We start from the raw sequence: 22,203 nt of genomic DNA, 5'->3' as shown, positions 1-22,203 counted from the left end.
GCCCCGGGAGGACCATGGGTATCGACTACGAGAGCCAGCTCGACCACCCGCTGCAGCGGGTATGGGATTGGCATACCCGGCCAGGGGCGATGCGCCGACTGGTCCCGCCCTGGCAGCCGATGACGGTGCTGCGGGAGGCGGATTCGCTCGCCGACGGGGTCGCCGAGCTCGGATTGCCGGGGGGATTGCGCTGGGTGGCCCGTCACGACCCGGCCGGCTACCAGCCAAACAGCCGGTTCGTCGACGAGCTGTCCTCGGCCGGTCCGGCATCGTGGCCGGCCCGGCTGGCCGGCGGCTGGCGGCACACCCACACCTTCAGCGACCTCGGTGGACGGACCGGGATGCACGACCGCGTCGACACGCCGGTGCCCGCGGCCATGCTGCGCTCGATGTTCGCATACCGGCACCGTCAGCTCGCCGACGATCTCGCCGCGCACGCCCGGGCGGCCGAGGCCGGCCTACGCCCCCGTGTCATCGCGGTCACCGGCGCCTCCGGGCTGGTCGGCTCGGCGCTGACCGCATTCCTGACCACCGGGGGGCACCGGGTGATCAGGCTGGTGCGGGGTGATCCGGCGGGTGCCGACGAGCGGCGGTGGAACCCGCAGGACCCTGCCGACGATCTGCTCAGCGGCGTGGACGCGGTGATCCATCTGGCCGGGGCCTCCATCGCGGGCCGGTTCACCGAATCGCATCGGGCCGCCATCCGGGACAGCCGAATCGAGCCGACCCGGCTGCTGGCGTCGTCGGCCGCCGCAGCGCAGGACAGGCCGCGGGTGTTCATCAGCGCCTCGGCGGTGGGCGTCTACGGGTTCGACCGGGGCGACACTCCGCTGACCGAGGACAGCTCGCACGGCACCGGATTCCTGGCCGACGTGGTCACCGACTGGGAGGCGGCGACCGCACCGGCCGCCGACGCCGGGCTGCGGGTGGTCGCGGTGCGCACCGGCATCGTGCAGGCCGCCGCCGGCGGCACACTGAAGCTGTTGCGCCCGTTGTTCGCCGCTGGTCTCGGGGGCCGGCTGGGTTCGGGCCGGCAGTGGCTGGCCTGGGTCGGGCTCGACGACCTGCTCGACATCTATTACCGCGCCCTGTTCGACGACCGGCTGGCCGGCCCGGTCAACGCGGTCGGACCCGAGCCGGTGCGCAATTCCGAGTACACCGAGCAACTGGCCCGGGTGCTGCACCGGCCGGCCGTGCTACCGGTGCCGTCGCTGGGCCCGCGGCTGCTGTTGGGTGAACAGGGCGCCCGCGAACTCGCCGAGGCCAGCCAGCGGGTGCTGCCGGCCAAGCTGGCCGCGCTCGGTCACCGCTTCCGCCACCCGGACGTCGGGGACGCGCTGGCGCATCAGCTCGGGCGGGAGTGACCCGCCACCAGGGAAAGAAAGCCACCGACCAGGGTGCGGATCCGCGGCGCGGCCTGCTGCGCGAGCTCGGTCGTGCGGGCCATCAGCTCGTCGGGGTCCAGCCCCGCGGCGGCGACCTCGTCGGCGTCGTCGCCGAGCCAGCTCTTCAGCAGCGCAGCGTCGACCTCGGGATGAAACTGCAGTGCCAGGGTCCGGCCCAGGACGAACGCCTGCGACGCCCCAGAGGTCCTGGCCAGCTCGGTCGCCCCGGGCGGCACCGTCCACCGGTCGAAGTGCCACTGGAACCACGGGCCGCCGGGAACGATGTCGGGCCGGTCGCTGGCGATGTCGTACCAGCCGATCTCGGGGTGCGGCGACCGGCTGACGGTGCCGCCGAACGCCTGAGCCAGCAGTTGCCCGCCGAAACACACTCCCAGCAGCGCGGTCCCGGCCGCGGCGGCATCGCTCATCAGCTGCATCTCGGTGCCGACCCAGCCGGCCCGCAGCGCCTCGTCGTACACCGGCCAGCGCGCGCCGAGCGGGACGATGACGTCATAGCCGCCCGGGTCGGGAACACTCACCGTACCGGCGGCCGGGGTGTCGGCGAGGTGGGCGGGAACCACGTCGAACACCTCGATGTCGAATCCGTGGTCGGTGAATGCCTCACCCAGCATCGCCTCGGTCGCCACGTGGTCGTTGCGCAGAAACAGAACCCTCGGTGCCACCGGCCCAGTATCGCGCGGTCTCAGCGGGCCGGTGGCATCGGCGGTGCATCGTCGGGCGCCATCACCGCACCGATCCGGCGGAACAGCGTCTCGGCGGCGTTGGTGTAACCGCCCTCGTCGTCGAAGGCCTCAGGGGCGAAGGTGGTCGCGACCGCGATGGCGATCTTCTGGTCGGGCAGGTAGGCCTGCGCGGCGGCATAGCCGGCGAACATCGGGTTCTGCATCAGCCAGTTGCCGCTGATGACGATGCCGAGGCCGTAGGTGTAGCCCTCGCTCATCTCCATGCAGGTGGCGCAGCCCGGCAGCGTACTGGTCTTGCCGCGCAGCTCGGTCGAGACCATCTGCTCGTAGGACTCCGGGCGCAGCAGCTTGCCGGAGCCGATACCCGCCGCGGTGGCCTCGAGGTCGTAGATCGTGGTGGTCTGGATCGCGCCGTGGGTGATCGTCCACGACGGATTCCAGAACGTCGACTCCTCGTAGAACGGTGTCGACGCCGGTATCTCGAGGGCTTCGCGACGCTCGGAGCTGAACGCGTGCAACACCGGAGACGGGATCGCGGCGGTCAGCGAATCGGTGGTGCTGGTCAGGCCCAACGGACGAAGTACTCTGTCGGACAGCAGTTTCGACATCTGCTCGCCGGTGGCCTTCTCCAGGGCCAGACCCAGCAGGACGTAGTTGGTGTGCGAGTAGTTCCAGTTGGTCCCGGGTTGGTAGAGCAACGGACGCGCGGTGGCGTGGGCGAGCAGTTCGTGGGTGGTCCACGCCCGGAACGGATCGGCGTTGAACTCCTCGTCGAACTCGTCGTTGCCGATGACGTAGTCGACGTAACCCGAGGTCATCTGAGCAAGCTGGCGCAACGTGACCAGATCGGCGTGGGGTACCTCGGGGAGGAACTCGGACAGTTTGTCGTCGAGGCCGACCGTGCCGACCTCGGCGAGCAGCAGCAGCAGGGTGGCCACGTAGGAGATGGCGACCGCCCCGTTGCGGAAGTGCATGGCCTCGGTCGCCGGAACGCCGGTCATCGAATCGCCGACCGCTTCGGTGACCACCTCGCGACCGTCCACGCTGACCCGCACGATCGCCGCGTTGAGGTGCAGCTCCGACATCGCCTCGTGCACGGTGCGCAGGACGGCGTCGGCGTGTGCGGACTCCGATTCGGCCGCCGGAGAATCAGAGTCGAGTTGGGCGGGCGTGCAGCCGGCCACCAGGCACAGCGCACTGACTGCGGCGAGCAGGCGTGCTGAGTGAGGCATCACCGGTGATCTTGGCAGAGCCGATCGCATCCGGCACGGTGATCGCCCGGACGGCGCCGAGCCACCCGTCAGGCGTCGGCGGCCTGCGAGCTGTAGGCGCCGAGCAGGTCGCGGGCGGAGACCACCCCGATGAGCACGCCGTCCTGCTCCACCAGGATGTGGCGGATGTAGTGCTCCATCATGCGGTTGGCCACCTCGTCGACCGTGTCGTCGGCTCCGGACCAGATCAGTTTGGTGCTGGCCACCTCGGTGGCCGCGACCGCGGCGGGGTCCTTGCCGGCGGCGACCAGTCGGACGACGTCGCGTTCGCTCAGCACCGCGGCGGGCTTGTCGTCGTCGCCGACGATGACCACGCCCACATCGCGGGAGACGAGTTCGCGGGCGGCCTCTGCAACAGTGGCGTCGGCGGCCACCCGGGCGACGGGGTCACCGGTGAGGGTGGAGACCGGGGTGGAACCGACCAGTGGGATGCGTGTCATGCCTTCATGGTGCGCCCTGGCCGGCCCCCGGCCTAGTGACCTCGGTCCCTTCTTTCGGGGCTGTCCGGCCCCGGTCGGCCGGCTGCATTTCGGGGTTGCTGAAAGCGATCTGTCATCGTCGCGACAGCAATATGTAGTTTGCCAAGAGAGATCTCAGGCAGGTCCGGATGTCGCGTCGGTGAGCGTCGGGATCGATTGTCACCGTAGTCGTGTATTTCGTTTTTACAGCTGCTCCGAATTTGTTCAGGGTGTGTACAGGCGGCCCGTCACGGTAGTCGCGGGACTACATCGCCGAACCGGAAAAAGCTGTTGAAAACGTTTGCCTCAGTTCGCATGCGGCCGTACTATCAGGCTATTCAACTGCACAGACATCTCTCACGTGATTCCCGTCGAGTTAGCTTTCATAGTAGGTCTATGCGTTTTCAGGACGTGCCGGGCCGGTGTGAAATCTGGCTCTCGACGGTGCGTCAAGGGTTCGCGGCCGATGCGTTGTGCAGTAGACGAAATTGTTTTTCGATCTGATCGACAACAGCCCGAGTGATGACAATTAGGGCTCAGGACAAGAACGGGAGTGCGTTGCTGATGGGCTATGGACGATTTGTTGGACGTGTAGGTGCATTAGCTGTGGCACTGGGGGTCGGGTTGGCCGGCCCAGCCGTGGCAGCCGCGGACCCCGGCGAGGAGAGCAGTTCCGGTGGGTCCAGCGCCGACGGCGCGGGGGCCACGAGTTCGGCCGCGGCGACCGGCGAGCGCGATGGGTCAGAGGCTTCGTCGGCCGCTCCGGGTGCCGAATCCTCCGGGAGTGGCGACGAGGTGTCCCACGGCTCCGATCCCGAGGGCGGCGACACCGACGGCGGGGACACCGACGGCGGCGACACCGACGGCGGCGACTCGATCGACGTCGGCGATCTGGCCGGGGACGGCGATCTCGGTGACGGGGAGCCCGCCCTCGGGGAGGGGGACGGTGTGGAACCGGCCGAGGAGGGGCTCGACGACGAGTCGGACACGCTGACGCCGCCCGTTGGGGACGAGTCCTCGGCAGCGCAGGCCGGTACCGATGACGACGGCTCCGGGGCCGCCGATGCCGAACCCGCGGCGCGCGACAACGACTACGACGGCGGCGGCACCGACGCCGAAATACTGATCGAGTCGGCGCCGCCGGAAGAGCCGGCGGCCGAATCAGCCGCTCTGTCGGTCGGCAGCGGTGACGGCGACCCGTCTCTCGGCGGTATCGACGAGGACAGCAACGACGGGGACGGCATCGACGGGGACGGCGGCGATCCGGACGCCGGCGACGAGGCGGCCATCCCGAGCGCGATCGGGTCCGACACGTCACCCCCCGGCGCCGCCACCATGGCCGACGTGGCCGCGGCTGCACCCGCCGCAGCGCCGGCGGCAGCGGACGTGCCGGCAATCGTGTCGAAGTTCCTCGGCCTGCTCGGGATCGGGCCGTCGGCCGGCGGCAACGGAATCCCGTTGCCCTCGTTCGAATTCGTGACGGCGGTGTTCGGTGCGATACGTCGTGAGATGGATCGGCTGTTCGACAACCACGGGCCCACCGCCGTTCCGGTGCTCACCGCCCAGGCGGCCCCCGGGCCGCTGTCGGGTTCACTCGGCGTCGTCGATCCCGAGGGAGACCCGCTCGCCTACACCGTGACCGACGGGCCCAGCCACGGGACCGTGACCCTCGACGGCCACGGCGGCTTCGTCTACACCCCGGACGCCGCGTTGTCGGCCACCGGCGGCACCGATTCCTTCGTCGTTCAGGCTCGTGACACCGGTTTCCGGCTGATCTCGGCAGCTGCCGGCAGCACACAGGTTCCGGTCACGGTCACCGTCGCGCCGGGTGCCGGCGCGGGCGAGACCGACTACGCCGGCCAGGCGTCCGCGGCGCCGGCGGGCACCGCGCACGCGACCACCCAAAACGCCTCGACCGCTGGTGGTTCGGTGTTCCAGGTCAGTACTTCGGGACCCGACATCGTCGGGTTCGATCCCAGCAGGGACAAGCTCGACCTCGGCGACGTCTCGGTGCACAACTTCATCGTGGTCGACACTGTCGAGGGGGTGGGATTCCGCAATCCGTGGTCCGGTGACACCGCCGTGGTCCAAGGGGTCTCGCTGGGCCAGCTCACAGTGGACAGCTTCACCCCGGTCGTCAACGACCATCTGCGCCAGGACCTCTCCGGCGCGCTGGCCTGGGAACAGGGCGTAACCGCTGCGCCCAACACGGTCTACGCACGTTCTCACGAGGTCGGGCAGATCGATCGGGTGACCTTCGACGCCGCCACCGACGTCGTGGACTTCCGCTACTTCGGCACCCGCGAGCAGCTCTACATGGCCGACAGTCCCGAGGGTGTGGTGATCTCCAACGCCGGAACGGGTCAGGCGCTGATCCTTCAGGGCGTCAGCACCGGCGATCTGGACGCCACCAACTTCGTCTTCCACAGTGCGCAGGTCCGTGAGGATCGGCTGCATCTGCAACTGGGCATCGGCGCGGTGCCCGACTCGCAGGTGCTGCCCCAGGGGGTGCCCATCGCGGGCACCGACACCTGGCCCACCGCTGCGGGCAACGGGACCCGGCCCACCGGTGAGACCGGTACCACGACCGAGATCTCCTGGCAGTACGGCACCCACACCGCGCTCGACTTCGATCCGGCCACCGACGAACTGGACTTCGGCTGGTTCAAGGCGCACGAGTTCGCCGTCGACGAGGTCGGGGGCTCCACCCGCATCGCGATCGTCGACAACAACCAGAGCTACACGCTGACCGATGTCGAGCTCGGTGAGCTGCAGATGAGTAACATCGTCGCCCTCGACGACGGCGCCCGCACGAAGTGGCAGACGCTGATCTTCAACGCCGCGCCGCCGGCGCCGGCGCCCGGCCCGTCGCCCAGTCTGTCGGTCAGCGATGCCAGCGTGGCCGAGGGCGATGCCGGAACCTCCCCGCTGACCTTCATCGTGACGCTCTCCGAGCAGAGCAGCGAGGCGGTCACGGTCGGGTACACGACCGCCAACGGCACCGCCACCGCGGCCGGGTCGGATTACCTCCCCACGGTGGGCACGCTGACCTTCGCCCCGGGCGAGACCACCAAGACCGTTGCGGTGACGGTCACCGGCGACACCATGGTCGAGCTCGACGAACAGCTCACGCTCAACCTGTCCGCCCCGGTCAACGCCACGATCGCCGACGGCACGGCAACAGGCACCATCGTCAACGACGACGTCGACCAGACCCCTGCGACACCTCCGGCGGTGTCCGTCTCCGACCTGACGGTCAGCGAGGGCGACGGCGAGCACAGCCATTTCATGTTCACGGTGTCGCTGGACAAGGCCTCCACCGAGACGGTGACCGTCGAATACGCCACCGCCGACGGCACCGCCGTCGCCGGTGTCGACTACACCGCCACCGCGGGCACCGTCACGTTCACCCCCGGGGTGACCTCGCAGCTGGTGCACGTCGACGTCATCGGGGACACCGCGGTCGAAGGTGACGAGACGTTCACGGTGACGCTGTCGAATCCGTCGGGTCTGACGATCGGTGACGCAACGGGCATCGGCACCATCGCCGACGACGATGCGGCCCCGGACCCCGATCCGGGACCGGATCCCGATCCGACCCCGACGCCGGGGGCGTCGTCGGTGGACTATCTGGTCCGTGATGACTGGGGGTCGGGATTCGTCGCCGATGTGGAGGTGACCGCCGGCTCGGAGTTCGACGGCTGGACGGTGCAATTCGACACTCCGGCGCAGATCGGCAACATCTGGAACGCCGAGATCGTCAGTCACGTCGGTGACCGCTACGTGGTGCGTAACGCGTCGTGGAATGCCGAGGTGGCCGCCGGGCAGAGTGTGCAGTTCGGTTTCCAGGCCGCCCCGGGTGGGGGATCGTCGGCGGTGAGCGGTTTCGTGGTCAACGGCTCACCGGCCGGCGGGCCCGCCCCCACCCTGCCGACGGTGTCGATCGCCGACGCGTCGGTCTCCGAGGGAGACGACGGTCAGACCCACGCGATGTTCGTGGTGACACTGGACGAAGCGGCCGAGGAAGCGGTGTCGATCGGCTACGCGACCTCGAACGGGACCGCCACCGCCGGAGTGGACTACACCGCCGGTTCAGGGGTGCTCACCTTCGCGCCCGGGGTGACCTCGCAGCTGGTGCACGTGGTGGTCGCCGGGGATACCGCGGTCGAAGGTGACGAGACGTTCACGGTGACGTTGTCGAATCCGTCGGGTCTCACCATCGCCGACGGCAGTGCGGTCGGGACCATCGTCAACGACGATGTCGCGGATCCCGATCCGACCCCGACGCCGGGGGCGTCGTCGGTGGACTATCTGGTCCGTGATGACTGGGGGTCGGGATTCGTCGCCGATGTGGAGGTGACCGCCGGCTCGGAGTTCGACGGTTGGACGGTGCAATTCGACACTCCGGCGCAGATCGGCAACATCTGGAACGCCGAGATCGTCAGTCACGTCGGTGACCGCTACGTGGTGCGTAACGCGTCGTGGAATGCCGAGGTGGCCGCCGGGCAGAGTGTGCAGTTCGGTTTCCAGGCCGCCCCGGGTGGGGGATCGTCGGCGGTGAGCGGTTTCGTGGTCAACGGCTCACCGGCCGGCGGGCCCGCCCCCACCCTGCCGACGGTGTCGGTGGCCGATGCGTCGGTGACCGAATCCGACAGCGGAACAACGCAGATGACCTTCGTGGTCACGCTGGACGAGGCGGCCGAGGAAGCGGTGTCGATCGGCTACGCGACCTCGAACGGGACCGCCACCGCCGGAGTCGACTATGCGGTGAGCTCGGGCACGATCACGTTCGCCCCGGGCGTTCTCACCCGGCAGATCACCGTCGACATCTTCGGTGACGGCACCGCCGAGACCGACGAGACGCTGACCCTGACATTGTCGAATCCGACGGGGGCGACGATCGCCGACGGCAGCGCGGTCGGAACCATCGTCAACGACGACGTGATCAACCCGGCCAACCTGATGCTGAGTATCTCCGATGTGTCGGTGGTCGAGGGCGCACCGGGCAGCGGGCAGGTGGCCCCGGGCTGGCTGCACACCGAGGGCAACCAGATCCTCGACTCGGCGGGCAACCCGGTGCAGATCGCCGGGGTGAACTGGTTCGGGATGGAAAGCGACATCTACGCACCGCACGGGCTGTGGACACGCAACTACCAGGACATGATGGACCAGATGGTCGAGCTGGAGTTCAACACCATCAGGTTGCCGTACTCCAGTGAGATGCTGCACACCACCTCCATGCCGTCGGGGATCGACTACTCCAAGAACCCCGAGCTGGCCGGACTCGAGCCGATCGAGGTGATGGACGAGATCATCCGCTACGCCGACGAAGTCGGCCTGCGCGTCATCCTCGACCACCACCGCAGCAGCGCCGGAGCCGGGACCAGCGAGAACGGCCTCTGGTACGACAGTGAATACACCGAGGAGCAATGGATCGCCGACTGGCAGTTCCTGGCGCAGCGCTACGCCGACAATCCCACCGTGATCGGCGCCGACCTGCACAACGAACCGCACAACGGGACCTGGGGCGGCGGGGGAGCCAACGACTGGGCGGCGGCGGCCGAACGGGCCGGCAACGCGGTGCTGGAGGTCAACCCCAACTGGCTGATCTTCGTCGAGGGCGTGGGCAGCTACCAGGGCGAAAACTATTGGTGGGGCGGCAACCTGATGGGGGTGGCCGACCGGCCGATCGTGCTCGACGTGCCCGGCCGGGTGGTCTACTCCCCGCACGACTATCCGAACTCGGTCTACAACCAGCCGTGGTTCCAGGGCAATGACTTCGGTGCGGCGCTGCCCGACAAGTTCGAGCAGATGTGGGGCTACATCTACGAGCAGGACATCGCCCCGATCTATCTGGGCGAGTTCGGGACCAGGCTCACCGACCCCAAGGACGTCGTCTGGTACGAGGCGATCACGTCGTATCTGTCGGGTGACTTCGACAACGACGGCACCATCGACATCGCTGCGGACACCGAGGACATGTCCTGGACATTCTGGTCCTGGAATCCCAATTCCGGTGACACCGGCGGCATCCTGGCCGACGACTGGAACACCGTCAACGACGACAAGCTCGCCTACCTGGAGTCGCTGCAGTTCGACTTCGACGCCGAGGGTTCCGGGGTGCTGGCGAACTTCGTGGTGACGCTGGCCGAGCCGTCGAACCAGACCGTGACGGTGGCCTACACGACCTCGGACGGGACGGCCACCGCCGGTAGCGACTACGTCGTGTCCTCGGGGACGCTGACCTTCGCCCCGGGCGAGACCAGCAAGACCATCAGCGTGCGGGTGCTCGGTGACAACGACATCGAGGGCGCCGAGAGCTTCCTGGTGATGCTGTCGAGCCCGACGGGAGCCACGATCGGCGACGGCAGTGGCACCGGCACGATCACCGACGCGGCGGGGTTGTGATGCGCTCACGCCGTGAGGCGGTCACCCTCATTCGTCGCGGTCGCCGTGCGCAGACTGGCGGTCGATACCGCTGCGATACAGGCCGCCGCGATCACGAAGCACAACAGGGTGTACCAGAGGCTGCCTATCGGGTCGCCCGCTGCGGTGACACCGTCGGTCGAGGCCAGGTACGCGGGCAGGGCTGCGATCCACAGAACGGTCATCACCGCGAGATACACCGCGGCATAACCGATGACGAATCGGTTGGCGCTCGTCATGGCCGTCGGTGTCACACCGCGTTGCCGTCGCCACTGGAGGTACAGGACGGGCGCCGCGATGGCCGCGATGACGACCAATTCCGCTGCGTAGACGACGCCACCGACGGTGGTGCTGCCCGATACGGCGCCGGCCGCCGTCGCCGGCAACGGCAGCACCGCTGTGCCGATGGAGGCCAGCACACCGACCACGACGGTACGTCCGAATATCTGTAGTCCGGAGAAGACCCGGCCTTCGTCGACGTGCCTCCCGACGAAGAACTGCACGCACAGTGCCAGCGACATCGGCCACAGCGCGGCGAACACCACCACACTGGGCAGTGGAACCGACGCGAAGAACGGTTGGTTCATCGGATGGTCCAGCGTCCACTCCCACCAGCGCAACTGCGGCCCGAGATGATCGAAGATCTCGTAGAAGGCGTGGTGGACGAAGCCGACGCAGACCGCGCCGACCAGTGTTCCGTAGCGGCGGAACACTCCCAGGCCGCGGACGATCTCGAACGCCACCGTCGCCATCATCGGATAGATCGCCACGATGTAGAGCGGCAGCCGGCCCCACAGGAAGTCGACCGTGAACACGTTGTGCGCAAACATCGTGTCGACGTAGTCGGAGATCCCGAACGCCCCCGGAAAGTACAGCGGCGGTTCGATGATGAGCAGGTAGGCAATAGCCCCGAACCACAGCACGAGGTTGGTTGGGTCGTGGTGGCGGCGCTGCCGCATCACCGCATAGGCCAGAGTCAGGACCGCTCCGGCGATCACGGTCAGCTCCAGCATCGGAAGCGTCCAGTTCTCCAGTGCCAACGGGCTGCGCAGCTCGATCAGACCGCCGGCGGTGTCGCAGGAGAAGCCCAGGCGCGCGGCCAGGTCAGCGAAAGTCGGCGTGCACAGATCAGACACGGGCTGCCTCGTTCCTGTCGTTGCCGTCGGCGGTGTACCACTGTGTCACGTCGTAGCCGGAGTCATAGCGGTCGAACCATTGCTGCGCCAGTGCCGGCAATCGCTCGTTCGCCGGGTTGTGTCCGGGGATCTGGCTGCGCACGACTCCGTTGAGCGCCACGAGCTGCTCGCGCAGCGGCAGATGGCTGAACGCGTTGCCGAACGGACCGTCGTCGGGCGCGTAGACAAGCGGAAATCGTTGCAGGAGAGCCTTCTTACGGCGGTGAATGCGGAACGTCGACATCGCGTCGACCTTGCGGTCGGCCAGCGGGACGTGCTTGTTGAAGTCCTCGGACGCCATCCGGATGATGCCCATCACGTGCTTGAAGATCGACGGGGCGACCCGCATGCGATACCAGGGATCGTCGACGACAGCGTCGTAGATGACCAGCGCGGAACTGCGGTGCTCGACCTCTTCGACGAAGTGCCACAGAAACAGTGATGCCACCCGGTCGTCACCGGGTGCGAACAGCGTGTCGTCGTGGTCGAGCATCAATTTGAAGACCGGGGTGAACGTCGCTTCCAGGTCGGCGGTGTACGCCAGGCGGTACTTCAGCGGGGTGTTGGCGGTCATGTCGTCGAATGCGCCGACGACCTTGTCCAGCGTTTCCTTGAGGCCCGGATAGGCCCTGATGAGACCTTTGGCGTGTTGCCGGTGGGCCATCGAATGCTGACCCTCTTGTCGGACGAACGCATCTGCTTCCTCGGCGACCGCCGGATCCGAGATAAACGGCATGGCTTCGGGGATCATGCTGCCGATCATCTTCTCGAAGCCGATCGCCAGGAACGACACCGCGTTGGCCATGGCCGAGAACGCCGGATTGGTCTCGTTCCAGAGGAACGGGACCTCGTGTGCCGCGAAGGCGAAGCGGAGTCTGCGCACGATCAGTTCGGTCACGCCCGATCCTCACATTCCTGGTAATCATACAGTTTGCGTTTTGTTTGTATGATTACTCTATGGGCCGTGCCGGCGTCAACGCCTGTGCTACGGTCGGCCCACGATGGCCCGCAAACGCCGTGGTTGGAGAGGTGATCCTCCCGCCACCGACGAGGAAGCCGCGCGACGCATCGTCGCCGCTGCCGTCGATCTGATCGCCGAGACCGGGTCCACCATCGCCATCGCCGACGTCGCCGAATCGCTCGGCGTGATCAGGCAGACGGTGTACCGCTACTTTCCGACCGCCGACGAACTCATGCGGGCAGCCGCGATCGCCAGCGTCGACGGGTTCCTCGACCAACTCGCCGACCATGTGCGCGGCATCGACGATCCCGCCGAGGCGATGACCGAAGGCGTTGTGTTCACCCTCGACGCGGTCGCACGGATCCCCCATCTGGCGATCCTGATGTCAGCGCCCAGTTCGGTAGCCCAACCCGGCGAGGTCGCGTCGGCTCTCGCGGTGGAGTTCGGAATGCGAATGATCACCCGTTTCGACGTCGACTGGACTCGTTACGGCTACGACGAAGACGGGCTGCGTGACCTCGTCGAATTCACCCTGCGCATCATGCTGTCGTTCTTCGTCGCCCCGAACGATCCACAGCGCTCGCCCGAGGACCTGCGCCGCTTCGTGCGGCGCTGGCTCGGCGGCGCCGTGCTGGCGCACGACGTCAACGGGTGATGCGGATGATGCCGTCGACCGCCTCGACGGAGTACGCCCGCACCGACATCTCGGCACCCGATGCCTCGCTGCCCGTGCACAAGTCGAATGTGTGATTGTGCAACGGGCACACCACGACCCGGTCGTCGGCGAGTCCGTCGGCCAGCGGCCCGCCCCGGTGCGGGCACACCGCGTCGATGGCGCGCAACGAGCCGTCCCGCAGCCGGAACACCGCGATCTGCGCGCCGTCCACGGCGAAGGTGCGGCCCTCGCCGACCGGGACCTCGTCGAGCTTTCCGACCTCGACCTGACTCACCGCACCGGCACCTGGGGCAAGGGCAGCAGGGGCAACGACGACCGGAACTGGCCTTCGGAACGCGGCTCGGCGCGGTCGAGCCACGGGTCGCGGTACCCGTCGATCGACTTCTGCATCCGCTCGTCCAGCCCGGCGGCCATCCCCTCGGCGTCGTCCACCACGACCGCCCGGATGTGCTCGATCCCCAACCGTGGCACCCACTTGTACGTGCGCTCCAGCCAGTTCGCGTTCTCTCGGTAGTACTGCAGGAAGCGGCCGGTCAGCGTCATCACCGCCTCGGGATCGTCGACCGTGGCCAGCAGATCGCCCTTCCGGACGTGCGCACCAGCGGCGCCGCCGACGTAGATCTCCCACTTGCCGCCCTCGACAGCGACGACGCCGAGATCCTTGCACAGCGCCTCCGCACAGTTGCGCGGGCAGCCGGTCACGGCCAGTTTCATCTTGCCCGGGCTGGCCAGCCCCTGATATCGCTCCTCGATGGCGATGCCCAGGGCGGTCGAGTCGCCGAGGCCGTAGCGGCAGAAGTCGGTGCCCACACAAGTCTTGACGGTCCGGAAACTCTTGCCGTAGGCGTACCCCGACGGCATGTCCAGATCCGCCCACACCCGGGGCAGATCCTCCTTGCGTACCCCGAGCAGGTCGATGCGCTGCCCACCGGTCAGCTTGATCATCGGGATCTCGTACTTCTCGGCCACATCGGCGATCTTGCGCAGCTGCGCGATGCTGGTGACCCCGCCCTTCATCTGCGGCACCACCGAGAACGTGCCGTCGCGCTGGATGTTGGCGTGCACCCGGTCGTTGATGAACCGGGCGTCGCGCTCGTCGACGTACTCGTCGGCCCACATCATCTCCAGCAGCGAGGCCAGCGCCATCTTCGAGCCCGCATCCTCCTTGCCGTCCGGTGCCAGCGCGGCGAACACCGAAGACACCGAATGCAACTCGAGCTCGCGAATCTTCTGCATCAGCTCGGACTTCTCGTACGGCACACCCGGCACGTACCAGGACTCCGACGGATCGGCAGTCATGTCCCCGTCGGCGGCCCACTCGACGACCTGCCCGACGAGCTCCTTGCACGACCCGCAGCCCTTGCCGGCTTTGGTCTTGGCCATCACCCCCGTCACCGAGGTCTCACCGTCCTGGACGCAGGCGACCAGGGCGCCCTTCGAGACGCCGTTGCAGTTGCACACCTGCGCGTCGTCGGCGAGTTCGGAGACGCCGGTGCCGATGTCGGGCGTGCCGATGTCGAACATCAGCTCCACCCGCTCGTCGGGCAGCGGCATCCCGCTGTCGAACGCCTGGGTCAGGAAGGACACCTTGGAGACGTCACCGACCAGGGTGGCGCCGACCAGTTTGCCGTCGCGGATCACGATCGTCTTGTAGACGCCATGCTTGGGCTCGGAGTACTGCACGAACTCGTCGTCGGGGTGCTCGGGAGCCTTGATCCCCATCGCTGCGACGTCGACGCCGGCGACCTTCAGCTTGGTCGCCACCCGCGACCCGTGATACGCCGAGCTGAGATCGCGGCCGGTCAGATGGTCGGCCAGTACCTTGGCCTGTTCCCACAGCGGGGCCACCAGGCCGTACACCTGGCCCCGGTGCTGGGCGCACTCGCCGACGACGTAGACGTCGTCGTCGTCGATCGAGCGCATGTGATCGTCGGTGACGACGGCACGTTCCACCGTCAGCCCGGCGCGCTGCGCGAGGCCGACGTTCGGTCGGATTCCCGCGGCGATGACCAGCATGTCGCAGTCCAGTCTGCTGCCGTCGGCGAACACGACGCCCGACACCCGCCCGTCATCGACCAGCACTTCGGTTGTGCGCTTCTCGGTGTGCACCCCGATGCCGAGGTCCTCCACCGATTTGCGCAGGATCGCGCCGCCGTGATCGTCGAGCTGGGCGTTCATCAGCGTCGGGCCGGCATGGACGACGTCGACGGTCAGACCGCGGGTCTGCAGGCCACGCGCGGCTTCCAGGCCGAGCAGGCCGCCACCGATGACGACGGCCTTGGTGTGGTCGGCGGCCGTGGCGATCATCGATGAGGTGTCGTCGAGGGAGCGGAAACCGAACGCTCCCTCGACCAGCGTCGTGTTGTCGGCCCACAGGCCGTCCATCGGCGGGTAGAAGGAGCGGCTGCCGGTGGCCAGGATCAGCTTGTCGTAGTGCATCGCGGTGCCGTCGTCGGCGTGGACCAGGTGGGCGAAGGTGTCAATGCGGACCACTCGCACGCCGGCCCGCAGATCGATGTCGTTGTCGGTGTACCAGTCCAGTGCGTTGAGATAGATCTCGCCCGGATCGTTGGCGCCGGCCAGCACGTTGGACAACAGGATGCGGTTGTAGTTGCCGTAGGGCTCGTCGCCGAAGACGGTGATCGCGAAGTTCTCGCCGCCGTCCCGGGACAGGACCTCCTCGATGGCCCTGATCCCGGCCATCCCGTTGCCGACGACCACCAGGCGGGTCTTGGTGGCGCCGCGGGCGTGGCCGTTGGCCGAGATCGTCGTGTCGCTGACCGTCATTTAGAACTCCACCAGCCCGAGGTCGACGATCACAGTGCCGGTGGCGCCGGCCGGCGCGGCGATGTAGAGCTCGAGTGCTGTGTCGCCGAGCAGGTCCTCGACCACCCGCAGCGCCACGTGTGTGGACTCTTTTGCGCCGATCGGGAAGTAGCGCATGGGTTTTCCGTCCCGGTAGAGCACGACGGTGACCATCTCGTCGGTGGAGTTGCCGCCCCGGAAGTAGACCGGCTGGGTGGTGGCGCCGGCAGGAACGGTGTAGCGCAGCGTGTCGTCGAGCGGGGCCGGCTTGTCATAGCCGTTTCCGGCGAAGTCGAATGCGCCCTGCAGGAATCGGGGAGTACTGCCGTCGCTCATGTGTGTGTGCTCACCTTCTCATGAATCTGCGGTCGGCCGGGGCTGCTCTCGGCGCTGCTGACTAACACCCGAATCCGTTGTGCCACAACGTCTGATGCGCTACAGTCGGCTCATTCGGCAACGTGGGCGGAATCAGGGGCTTGGCCCGAAGCTAGGACCAGAATGTTACGGCGTTGTTTCCACGGTGGGTCGGCGATGAATATCGTCGCTGACATCGGCCGGTCGGCGAAGTTGAGATCTTTGTTTCGGTCGTTTAACGCCGGTCGTCGGGTTCGGTAACACGGCCTTCATAGCGTCAGCCCATATCTCGAGGCTCCGCGACGGCGCCTGAGCATCCGGCCCCATGACAGGAGAGATCACCGTGACCGTCACCTCCAATCCGGCGACCGAGCAGTCGTCACCCCCGCATCCGCACCACAAGGGCAAGCACTGGATCGACGACTGGCGGCCCGAGGAACCCGAATTCTGGAACAGCACGGGCAAACCCATCGCCCGACGCAACCTGATCTTCTCGATCTTCGCCGAGCACATCGGTTTCTCGGTGTGGTTGCTGTGGAGCATCGTCGTGGTGCAGATGACCGCCGGAGCCGACGGCAGTGCGGCCGCCTCCGGGTGGGCGCTGAGCACCACTCAGGCATTGATGCTCGTCGCCGTCCCCAGTGGGGTCGGTGCGTTTCTGCGCATCCCGTACACCTTCGCCATACCGGTGTTCGGCGGGCGCAACTGGACGGTCATCTCGGCGCTGCTGCTGCTGGTGCCCTGCCTGCTGATGGCCTGGGCGGTGAGCCAGCCCGGGTTCCCCTTCCTGGGTCTGGTGCTCATCGCCGCGACAGCCGGTTTCGGCGGCGGCAACTTCGCCTCCTCGATGGCCAACATCTCGTTCTTCTATCCGGAACGCGAAAAGGGCTGGGCACTGGGTCTCAACGCGGCCGGCGGCAACATCGGCGTCGCAGTGGCCCAGAAGATCATCCCGCTGGTCGTGGTCGCCGGTGGGGGCGTCGCGCTGTCCCGGGCCGGGTTGTTCTACGTGCCCTTCGCCATCGCCGCCGCGGTGTGTGCCTTCCTGTTCATGAACAACCTCACCGAGGCCAAGGCCGATGTGAAACCGGTCTGGCAGTCGCTGCGTCACGCCGACACCTGGGTCATGTCGATTCTCTACATCGGCACGTTCGGCTCGTTCATCGGCTATTCGGCGGCATTCCCCAGCCTGCTCAAGGCCGTGTTCGACCGCGGTGACATCGCATTGGCCTGGGCATTCCTGGGCGCCGGGATCGGCTCGATCGCCCGGCCGCTCGGGGGCAAGCTCTCCGATCGCATCGGCGGTGCCCGCATCACCGCGGTCAGCTTCGTGATGCTGGCCGTCGGTGCGGCCGCGGCGCTGTGGTCGGTCAACGCGGTGAACCTGCCGGTGTTCTTCATCGCGTTCATGTTCCTGTTCGTGGCCACCGGAATCGGCAACGGATCCACCTACCGGATGATCTCGAAGATCTTCCGGATCAAGGGTGAAGACGCCGGCGGAGCGCCCGAGACCATGGTGCTGATGCGGCGCCAGGCGGCCGGCGCGCTGGGCATCATCTCGTCGATGGGCGCGTTCGGAGGCTTCATCGTTCCGCTGGCCTACGCGTGGTCGAAGTCCCAGTTCGGCAACATCCAGCCCGCCCTGCAGTTCTACGTCGGGTTCTTCATCGTGCTGCTGGGTGTCACCTGGTTCTTCTACCTGCGCAAGAGCACCCGTATGGGCCAGGTCGGGGTGTGACCCCGGCCCGATGTACCTAGGAGAACATGGCTGCCCCAGCTGAGGCCCCGGCACTGACCCGGACGGCGTGCTCCTACTGCGGGGTCGGTTGCGGAATCTCGGTCGAGACCCGCACCGACCCCGCCACGGGCTCTCCGGTGATCGCCCGGGTCAGTGGAGATCGGCTGCACCCCACCAATTTCGGCCGCCTGTGCACCAAAGGTGCCACGCATGCGGAGATGATGGCGGCCACCGACGGCAGGCTGACTGCCGCACTGGTTCGCCCGGACCGCGGCGACGAACCGGTGTCCACCCCGGTCGACGACGCACTCGCCGAGGCTGGCCGGCGGCTGCGTGCCATCGTCGACGAACACGGACCGGATGCGGTGGGGCTGTATGTATCCGGCCAGATGTCCATGGAGGCGCAATATCTGGCCACCAAATTGGCCAAAGGATACCTGCGCACCCTGCACATCGAGTCCAACTCCCGGTTGTGCATGGCCAGTGCGGGCACCGGCTTCAAACAGTCGCTGGGCGCCGACGGCCCGCCCGGCTCCTACACCGATTTCGACTGCACCGATCTGTTCTTCGTGACCGGATCCAACATGGCCGACTGCCATCCGATCCTGTACCTGCGCATGATCGACCGGCTCAAGGCCGGCGCGAAGCTGATCGTGGTCGACCCCCGGCGCACCACGACCGCCGACAAGGCCGACCTGTTCCTGCAGATCCGGCCGGGAACAGACCTCGCGCTGCTCAACGGTCTGCTGCACCTGCTGGTGGACAACGGGGACATCGACTCGGAGTTCATCGCCGAACACACCGAGGGCTGGGAGGCGATGCCCCAGTTCCTCGCCGACTACCCGCCCGACCGGGTCGCCGAGATCACCGGCCTGGCCGAGGACGACATCCGAACCGCGGCCCAGATGATCGCCGAGGCCGGGGAGTGGATGAGCTGCTGGACGATGGGGCTGAACCAAAGCACCCACGGCACCTGGAACACCAACGCCATCTGCAACCTGCACCTGGCCACCGGGGCGATCAGCCGTGCGGGCAGCGGTCCCATGTCGCTGACCGGCCAGCCCAACGCGATGGGCGGGCGCGAGATGGGCTACATGGGGCCCGGTCTGCCCGGTCAGCGTGCGGTGCTCTCCGCGGCGGACCGGGCGTTCGTCGAACAGCAGTGGGATCTGGAACCCGGCACCATTCGCAGCGACGTCGGACCCGGCACCATCGAGATGTTCCGCCAGCTCGCCGACGGCCGGATCAAGGCGGTATGGATCATCTGCACCAACCCCGTCGCCAGCGTCGCGAACCGCGATGTCGTGATCGACGGACTGAGCGCCGCAGAGCTGGTGATCACCCAGGACGCCTACGCCGACACCGCCACCAACCGGTACGCCGACATCGTGTTGCCGGCCGCGCTGTGGGCCGAATCCGATGCGGTGATGGTCAACTCCGATCGCAACCTGACCCTGCTGCAGCAGTCGGTCCCGGCGCCGGGCGATGCCCGCCCGGACTGGGAACTGATCTGCGGGGTGGCCCACCAGCTGGGATTCGGCGACGCCTTCGACTACAAGTCCAGCGAAGAGGTGTTCGACGAGATCCGTCGGTTCCACAACCCGGCCACCGGCTACGATCTGCGCGGGGTGAGCTACGAGCGGCTGCGCGAGACACCGGTGCAGTGGCCCGCCGCGCCGGGCAGCGCCGACCGCAACCCGCTGCGATACGTCAACGACGGGGTTTCGCAGGATCTTCACACCGGCCCCGACGGGCATCGGCCCCGGCTGGCGTTCGCCACCCCCTCCCGGCGGGCGGTGTTTCACCCTCGTCCGCACATGGACGCCGCGGAACTCCCCGACGACGAGTTCCCGATGGTCCTCAACACCGGCCGCCTGCAACACCAGTGGCACACCATGACCAAGACCGGCCGGGTCGCCAAGCTCAACAAGCTCAACAGTTCACCCTCGGTCGAGATCCACCCCGACGATGCTGCCGCCCTCGGCATCTGGGACGGACGTCAGGTGGAGGTCGTGTCGCGCCGCGGCCGGGCGGTGCTGCCCGCAGTGGTGACCGATCGGGTGCGGCCGGGAAACACCTGGGTGCCGTTCCACTGGAACGACGCACAGGGCGAGGCGCTGGCGATCAACGCCGTCACCAACGACGCGGTCGATCCCACGTCGCTGCAGCCGGAGTTCAAGGTGTGCGCGGTGCGGCTGGCGCCGCTGCCGGTCGAATCGGCACTGCCGGCCGGCGCCGACACCCCTGAGCTCACCGAGGACGAGAAGCTCTATCTGAGCGCGTTTCTCGCCGGAGTCGAGGACGGCCTGCCCGGCGTTCCGGTGTTACCGGACGGCGCGCCGGTCGGCGACCGGGTGCGGTTGTGGTTCGACGGGCTGCTCGCCGGCCGGTACTCCCGGCTGGGGACCGGGCCGGGCGAAGCGCACCAGCAGCCGGCGAACGGCACCGGGCCGCTGGTGTTGTGGGCTTCCCAGACCGGCAATGCCGAGGAATTCGCGGGCCGGCTCGGCGAACGACTGGGTGGTGCCCACCTGAAGGCGATGGACGACGTCGCGGTGAGCGATCTCGGAGACGCCGGCCGTGTGGTCGTGGTGACCAGCACCTTCGGTGACGGCGGGCCGCCGGACAACGCCGCGGACTTCTGGGAGCGGCTGAGCTCATCCGATGCGCCGTCGTTGGCCGGTCTGCAGTACACGGTGCTTGGAATCGGTGACCGGTCCTACGACAACTTCTGCGGGTACGCCAAGTCGCTGGATTCGCGCCTGGCGGATCTGGGGGCGACGCGCATGCTCGACCGCACCGACTGTGAGGCCTACGACGAGCAGCAGATGGCCCAGTGGGCCGACTCCGTCGTCGGGCTGATGTCGACCGAGGCAGCCGACGCTGCCCCGGCTGTGGCGGCCGAACCCGGCACAGCCGAGGCTGCGTCCACGCCGGCGCCGTTCACCCGGGCCAATCCGATCGAGGCGCCGCTGTGCCGCAACACCCGGCTCACCCCGGTCGGCTCGGCCAAGGAGGTTCGTCAGTTCGGGTTCGACATCAGCGCCCACGACGTGACCTATGCCGCGGGCGACTCGCTGGGCGTCTTCGCGACCAATTCCGATTTCGTCGTCGAGAATTGGTTACGGGCAACCGGTTTGACGGGATCCGAGGCCGTCGAGGTCGACGGGGTCGAGGTGTCCATGCGCGAGGCGGTCAGCACCCACTTCGACGTCTGCAAGGTCACCCCGAACCTGGTCCGCTTCATCGCCGAGCACAGTGCACCGGATGCCACCCTCGAACGGCTGTGCGGCGACCGCGACGAACTCGACGCGTGGCTGGCCCAGCGCAACGGCTTGGACCTGGTGGGGGAGTTCTGCGTGCGTGCCGACCCGCAATCGTGGGAAGACGTGCTCATGCGGTTGACCCCACGGCAGTATTCGATCTCATCGAGTCCGCTGGTCAGTCCGCACGAAGTCCAGCTCACCGTGTCGGTGGTGCGCTACCGCGGCGCCGACGGCGGACCCCGTGCCGGGGTCGCATCCGGCTACCTGGCCGACTCGGCCGACTGTGCGCCGGTGCCGGTGTTCCTGCAACGCTCACCGCACTTCCGGCCGCCGCAGGACGCGCAGACGCCGATGATCATGGTCGGCCCCGGTACCGGCATCGCACCGTTCCGCGGCTTCCTTCAGGAACGCCGTGCGCTCGGCCACACCGGCCGGAACTGGCTGTTCTTCGGCGACCAGCACCGCACCGAGAACTTCTACTATCGCGAGGATCTGGCCGACATGGTCGACGACGGCCTGCTCAACCGGCTCGACCTGGCCTTCTCCCGTGACCAGAAGCAACGGATCTATGTGCAGCACAAAATGATCGACTACGGCGCGGACGTGTGGCGCTGGCTCGAGGAGGGCGCCCACTTCTACGTCTGCGGTGACGCCACCCGGATGGCCAGGGACGTCGACGACGCGCTGACCGGGATCATCCGTGATCACGGCGGCATGAGCGAGGACTCCGCGCGCGACTACAAACGCCGGCTGGTCGCCGAAAAACGCTACCTGCGTGACGTGTACTGATCCCTACGCCGGCGGCGCGGGATGACCGGGTGGCGGGGGAGGTGCGAGCTCGGCGCAGGACGCGAACGCGTCGTTCCAGATGCCGGGATCGACCCCCTCGGGAGCCGGGGGTGCCGGTCGCTGGCCCGGCCCGCCCGGGTGCTCACCCGGCCCACCCGGTGGCGGTCCTGCCGGCCCGCCCTGGCTGTCCGGTCC

At 67.7% G+C, this 22,203-nt stretch carries 13 protein-coding genes and 1 pseudogene; 5 read left to right on the top strand and 9 right to left on the bottom strand.

Annotated elements, in window-relative coordinates; translation table 11 throughout:
- The first annotated feature begins 14 nt into the window (after nt 1-14).
- On the top strand, nt 15-1,364 hold the full coding sequence (locus ACXAID_RS14235; protein ID WP_475022863.1) for a TIGR01777 family oxidoreductase: 1,350 nt from the start codon (nt 15-17) through the stop codon (nt 1,362-1,364).
- Here the strand turns inward: ACXAID_RS14235 and ACXAID_RS14230 are convergent.
- The 3 genes from ACXAID_RS14230 to ACXAID_RS14220 form a co-directional block, all read right to left on the bottom strand.
- Nucleotides 1,346-2,068 carry a type 1 glutamine amidotransferase gene (locus ACXAID_RS14230; protein WP_475022862.1) on the bottom strand — a complete coding sequence of 241 codons (723 nt, stop codon included), beginning with the start codon at nt 2,066-2,068 and terminating at the stop codon, nt 1,346-1,348. The genes ACXAID_RS14235 and ACXAID_RS14230 overlap by 19 nt on opposite strands.
- A 20-nt stretch (nt 2,069-2,088) precedes the next feature.
- On the bottom strand, nt 2,089-3,321 hold the full coding sequence (locus tag ACXAID_RS14225) for a serine hydrolase domain-containing protein (protein ID WP_475022861.1): 1,233 nt from the start codon (nt 3,319-3,321) through the stop codon (nt 2,089-2,091).
- Between the two features lie 68 nt (nt 3,322-3,389).
- The gene (locus ACXAID_RS14220) at nt 3,390-3,800 is read right to left on the bottom strand and encodes a CBS domain-containing protein (RefSeq protein WP_475022860.1); all 411 of its coding nucleotides are present in this window, start codon (nt 3,798-3,800) and stop codon (nt 3,390-3,392) included.
- 624 nt (nt 3,801-4,424) lie between these two features.
- On the opposite strand from ACXAID_RS14220, the gene ACXAID_RS14215 reads away from it, so the two are divergent.
- Nucleotides 4,425-10,226 (top strand): Calx-beta domain-containing protein, encoded by a 5,802-nt coding sequence (locus tag ACXAID_RS14215; protein WP_475022859.1) that lies wholly within the window; start codon nt 4,425-4,427, stop codon nt 10,224-10,226.
- Nucleotides 10,227-10,231: 5 nt separating this feature from the next.
- Here ACXAID_RS14215 and ACXAID_RS14210 read toward each other — a convergent pair whose 3' ends face one another.
- Nucleotides 10,232-11,380: a hypothetical protein gene (locus ACXAID_RS14210; RefSeq protein ID WP_475022858.1), complete on the bottom strand. Its 1,149-nt coding sequence runs from the start codon at nt 11,378-11,380 to the stop codon at nt 10,232-10,234.
- A complete protein-coding gene (locus ACXAID_RS14205) occupies nt 11,373-12,317 on the bottom strand; it encodes a metal-dependent hydrolase (protein ID WP_475022857.1) in 945 nt (314 codons plus the stop codon). Before ACXAID_RS14205 ends, ACXAID_RS14210 begins: the two co-directional genes overlap by 8 nt.
- 103 nt (nt 12,318-12,420) lie before the next feature.
- On the opposite strand from ACXAID_RS14205, the gene ACXAID_RS14200 reads away from it, so the two are divergent.
- Nucleotides 12,421-13,035, top strand: a complete 615-nt coding sequence (locus ACXAID_RS14200; protein WP_475022856.1) for a TetR/AcrR family transcriptional regulator — start codon at nt 12,421-12,423, stop codon at nt 13,033-13,035.
- Here the strand turns inward: ACXAID_RS14200 and nirD are convergent.
- The 3 genes from nirD to ACXAID_RS14185 are packed head-to-tail and all read right to left on the bottom strand — an operon-like array spanning nt 13,025 to nt 16,197.
- Complete coding sequence (gene nirD, locus ACXAID_RS14195; RefSeq protein ID WP_475022855.1) at nt 13,025-13,330, bottom strand: nitrite reductase small subunit NirD; 306 nt, start codon at nt 13,328-13,330, stop codon at nt 13,025-13,027. The genes ACXAID_RS14200 and nirD overlap by 11 nt on opposite strands.
- Nucleotides 13,327-15,843, bottom strand: a complete 2,517-nt coding sequence (gene nirB / locus ACXAID_RS14190; protein WP_475022854.1) for a nitrite reductase large subunit NirB — start codon at nt 15,841-15,843, stop codon at nt 13,327-13,329. Before nirB ends, nirD begins: the two co-directional genes overlap by 4 nt.
- On the bottom strand, nt 15,844-16,197 hold the full coding sequence (locus ACXAID_RS14185; RefSeq protein ID WP_475022853.1) for a molybdopterin oxidoreductase: 354 nt from the start codon (nt 16,195-16,197) through the stop codon (nt 15,844-15,846).
- A 361-nt stretch (nt 16,198-16,558) separates the two neighbouring features.
- Between ACXAID_RS14185 and ACXAID_RS14180 the strand changes: the two genes are divergently transcribed.
- A complete protein-coding gene (locus ACXAID_RS14180) occupies nt 16,559-17,953 on the top strand; it encodes an MFS transporter (protein ID WP_475022872.1) in 1,395 nt (464 codons plus the stop codon).
- A gap of 26 nt (nt 17,954-17,979) precedes the next feature.
- Nucleotides 17,980-22,008 carry a molybdopterin-dependent oxidoreductase gene (locus ACXAID_RS14175; protein ID WP_475022852.1) on the top strand — a complete coding sequence of 1,343 codons (4,029 nt, stop codon included), beginning with the start codon at nt 17,980-17,982 and terminating at the stop codon, nt 22,006-22,008.
- A 3-nt stretch (nt 22,009-22,011) separates the two neighbouring features.
- Here ACXAID_RS14175 and ACXAID_RS14170 read toward each other — a convergent pair.
- Nucleotides 22,012-22,203, bottom strand: a pseudogene (locus ACXAID_RS14170) (hypothetical protein); the annotation flags it as partial.

This window comes from Mycobacterium sp. ABE4_509 (assembly GCF_056160785.1).
Note: the sequence above shows the minus strand (reverse complement) of the source record. Positions and strands in the feature narration are given on the sequence as shown.

Bases quoted from the DNA above. Each gene is read 5' to 3' on its own strand.
- ACXAID_RS14235 (WP_475022863.1), top strand. From the start codon at position 15: ATGGGTATCGACTACGAGAGCCAGCTCGACCACCCGCTGCAGCGGGTA.
- ACXAID_RS14225 (WP_475022861.1), bottom strand. From the start codon at position 3,321: ATGCCTCACTCAGCACGCCTGCTCGCCGCAGTCAGTGCGCTGTGCCTG.
- ACXAID_RS14220 (WP_475022860.1), bottom strand. From the start codon at position 3,800: ATGACACGCATCCCACTGGTCGGTTCCACCCCGGTCTCCACCCTCACC.
- ACXAID_RS14200 (WP_475022856.1), top strand. From the start codon at position 12,421: ATGGCCCGCAAACGCCGTGGTTGGAGAGGTGATCCTCCCGCCACCGAC.
- nirB (WP_475022854.1), bottom strand. From the start codon at position 15,843: ATGACGGTCAGCGACACGACGATCTCGGCCAACGGCCACGCCCGCGGC.
- ACXAID_RS14185 (WP_475022853.1), bottom strand. From the start codon at position 16,197: ATGAGCGACGGCAGTACTCCCCGATTCCTGCAGGGCGCATTCGACTTC.
- ACXAID_RS14175 (WP_475022852.1), top strand. From the start codon at position 17,980: ATGGCTGCCCCAGCTGAGGCCCCGGCACTGACCCGGACGGCGTGCTCC.